This window comes from Roseisolibacter sp. H3M3-2 (genome assembly GCF_029211165.1).
In the GTDB taxonomy this organism is placed as follows: domain Bacteria; phylum Gemmatimonadota; class Gemmatimonadetes; order Gemmatimonadales; family Gemmatimonadaceae; genus Roseisolibacter.
In genome coordinates this window covers 1-3,010 of record NZ_JARGEK010000473.1, presented here as the reverse complement: position 1 = coordinate 3,010, position 3,010 = coordinate 1, and the positions used below count along the sequence as shown (strand labels likewise).

Genomic DNA, 3,010 nt, shown 5'->3' with positions numbered 1-3,010 from the left:
GCCGGCGTGCGCCCGGCGCCCGTCGTCGCGGCGGCCGCGGCGCGCGTCGAGTCGGGGCGCCGCGGTGCGGGGGCGGGCGCGTTGTTCCACCCCAGCCACGCGCCCCAGATCCGGTACGTGTTGTCGCGCCAGCGCATCGGCAGCTCGGCCTCGCGCCAGGTCGAGAGGCTGTCGCCGCGGATCGTGACCCCCGGGGCGGCGCCGCGCGTGACGTCGATGCGCGTGTCGAACGACGTGAGCGGCTTCACCGACGCGTCGGCGTAGGCCGTCTGGTACATCGCGTCGGGGAGCCAGTCGCCGGCGCCGCGGTGGTCGCGGAAGAGCGGCAGGTACTCGCGCTTCCCGCGCAGCGACGCCTCCAGGAAGCCCGTCATGAACACCAGCGCCATCTTCCGCTGCGCCTCGGGGGCGATGAGGCCGCGCAGGTCGAGGAAGCGCGCGCTCAGCTTCCCGTTGTCCTTGTTCCCCCAGACGGTGTTCCACTGGCCGTGGTTGGCGCGGTACATCCACACCGCGCTCTTGAACCACGGGCCGCCGTCGGTGTAGCGCACGCGCTCCCACTGGCGCAGCCCGTTGTACGACGACACGTCGCCGTCGTGCGAGCCGTGGAGCAGCAGGTAGCTCACGTTCTCGAGCGGCGTCCCCTGGCCCGCGGGGCGGTACTGCCCGTCGACCGGCGCGATCGCCACCAGCGCCTTGATCGGGAAGCCGTAGTCGAAGGTGACCGTGGCGTCGTCGGGGTAGTGCTTGAGGCGGTTGAACGCCGACGCCACCGCGACCGCCTCGCCGCCGCGCGAGTGCCCCATGAGGGCGATGTTCTGCATGTCGACCTTCCCGCGCAGCGGCGAGTCGACGCTGTCGGCGAAGCGGCGCCACGCCTTCAGGTGCTCGAGCAGCATCCACCCGCGGGCGTCGTTCTCGTTGCGGATCCCGCCGTTGAGGAAGTTCTCGTCGACCGAGACGAGGATGTAGCCGCGCGACGCCAGGTGCTCCCCCAGGTAGCCGTACCCCGGGTCGGAGAAGTCCTTCATGTCGTGGTTGCCGTGCACCACGAGCACGAGCGGGAAGGGGCCCGGCCCGTCGGGGTACCACACGCGCCCGTTGACCGGGAACGCCTTGGCGTCGAAGCCCCAGTACTTCTTCCGCGACGCGGCGGCGGCCGGCTCCAGCGACACGAAGGGCGACGCGTCGACGGCGCGCGTCCTCATCGTCACCGAGTCGCGGAACGCCGCGCGGCGGCGGTCGGTGCCGCTCCCGTAGGTGAGCGTGCGCACGGCGAACGCGCCGCGCTGCGTCGGGTCGGGGGCGGCGATGGTCTGGCGCGCGAGGACGGTGGTGGCGTCGTCCTTCGCGAGGGTGAGCGGGCCCGCGCAGGCGGCGAGGAGGGCGGCGAGGGCCAGGCGGCGGGGGCGCATGGCGCCAATGTACGGTCCGGGCGCGCGCTCCGTGTCACCGCGGGCCGCTACCTTGTGCGGCATGACCCGCCCACACGCCGCCTTCGCCGTCGCCGCCCCCGGCCTCGCCCCGCTCGTCGCCGAGGAGCTGCGCGCGATCGGGGTGCGCCCCACCGCCGTCGACGAGGCCGGGGTCGCGTTCGCGGCGCACGACACCGGGATCTGGGCGGCGAACCTGCGCCTGCGCACGGCCAGCCGCGTCCTCGTGCGCCTCGCCGAGTTCCGCGCCGAGGACTTCCGCACGCTGGAGCGCGAGGCGCGCGCGGTGCCGTGGGAGGCGTTCCTCGCGCCGGGGGCGGCGCCGGCGCTGCGCGTCACCTGCCGCAAGTCGCGCCTGTACCACTCGGGCGCGGTGGCGGGGCGGGTGGCCGACGCGATCGCGCACCGCATCGGCGGGCCCGGAGCGTGGGCGACCGCCGCGCCCGACGAGGACGACGAGGGGGACGACGAGCCGGGGGCGCCGCTGGTGGTCGTGCGCTTCGTCCACGACGTCTGCACGGTGAGCGTGGACAGCTCGGGCGCCCTGCTGCACCGGCGCGGCTACCGGCAGGCGGTGGGGCGCGCGCCGCTGCGCGAGACGCTCGCCGCGGCGATGCTGCTGGCCGCCGGCTACGACGGCTCGGCGCCCCTCGTCGACCCGCTGTGCGGCGCCGGGACGATCCCGATCGAGGGGGCGCTGATCGCACGCGGGATGGCCCCGGGGCGGCACCGCCGCTTCGCGTTCGAGCGGTGGCCGCGCTTCGACGCCGACCGCTGGCGGAGGATGCTCGCCGAGGCCGACGAGCGGGCGCTGCCGGGAGCGCCGCACCCGATCCTGGGGAGCGACCGCGACGCCGGGGCGATCGAGGGGGCGGCGGCCAACGCCGAGCGGGCCGGGGTGGGCGGGGACGTGCGCCTGGAGCGGCGCGCGCTGTCGGCGCTCGAGCCGCTGCCCGCGCGGGGGTGGGTCGTCACGAACCCTCCGTACGGCAAGCGGGTAGGGGACTCGGAGGCGCTCCGCGACCTGTGGGCGCGGCTCGGGGACGTGCTCCGCGTGCGGGCGCCCGGGTGGCGGGCGGCGCTGCTGGGGCCGGACACCGCCCTCGAGCGGCAGTTGCGCATGCCGCTGGCGCCGGCGCTCCGGACTACGAACGGGGGGATCCCGGTGCGGGTGCTGGTCGGCGACGTGCCGGCCGATCCGGCGCCCCACGACGAGGGGTAGGACGGACGGAGATCGCCCGGGCAGGCGAGCACGACTGGCGCGCTTGTTGCCGAGCCCGGGTCACACTCTCCCCGATCGACGGCGCGCTCCCTCCGCCGCCGCGTCGCACGCTGCCGGCCGCCCCTCGCGGGGTGGGTCCGGCGGCGTGCGTCCCTCCCGTGTTCCCAGCTACGGACATCACCGTGCGTCGTCCCGCCCGCACCGACGACCGCGAGGGGAAGCGCTCCCAGCGCTCCGCTCCCGCCCGCCCGACCGCCCGCGCCAAGGACGCGGTCCGCACCCCCCGCCGGCGCGCCGCCGCCGAGTCGACGACGCCCCAGCCGCCCGCCGGCCGCGGCCGCCGCAAGAGCGCGCG

The 3,010-nt window shown here is 76.4% G+C and carries 1 protein-coding gene and 1 pseudogene; one reads left to right on the top strand and one right to left on the bottom strand.

What is annotated here, in order from left to right; all coding sequences use genetic code 11:
* Positions 1-1,415 (bottom strand): annotated as a pseudogene (locus PYV61_RS23185) (MFS transporter); the annotation flags it as partial.
* Positions 1,416-1,476: 61 nt separating this feature from the next.
* Here PYV61_RS23185 and PYV61_RS23180 point away from each other — a divergent pair.
* The gene (locus PYV61_RS23180; RefSeq protein WP_275836159.1) at positions 1,477-2,655 is read left to right on the top strand and encodes a hypothetical protein; all 1,179 of its coding nucleotides are present in this window, start codon (positions 1,477-1,479) and stop codon (positions 2,653-2,655) included.
* Positions 2,656-3,010 lie beyond the last annotated feature (355 nt).

Excerpts from the sequence above, each read along its gene's own strand:
- PYV61_RS23180 (WP_275836159.1), top strand. The coding sequence starts at position 1,477 with ATGACCCGCCCACACGCCGCCTTCGCCGTCGCCGCCCCCGGCCTCGCC.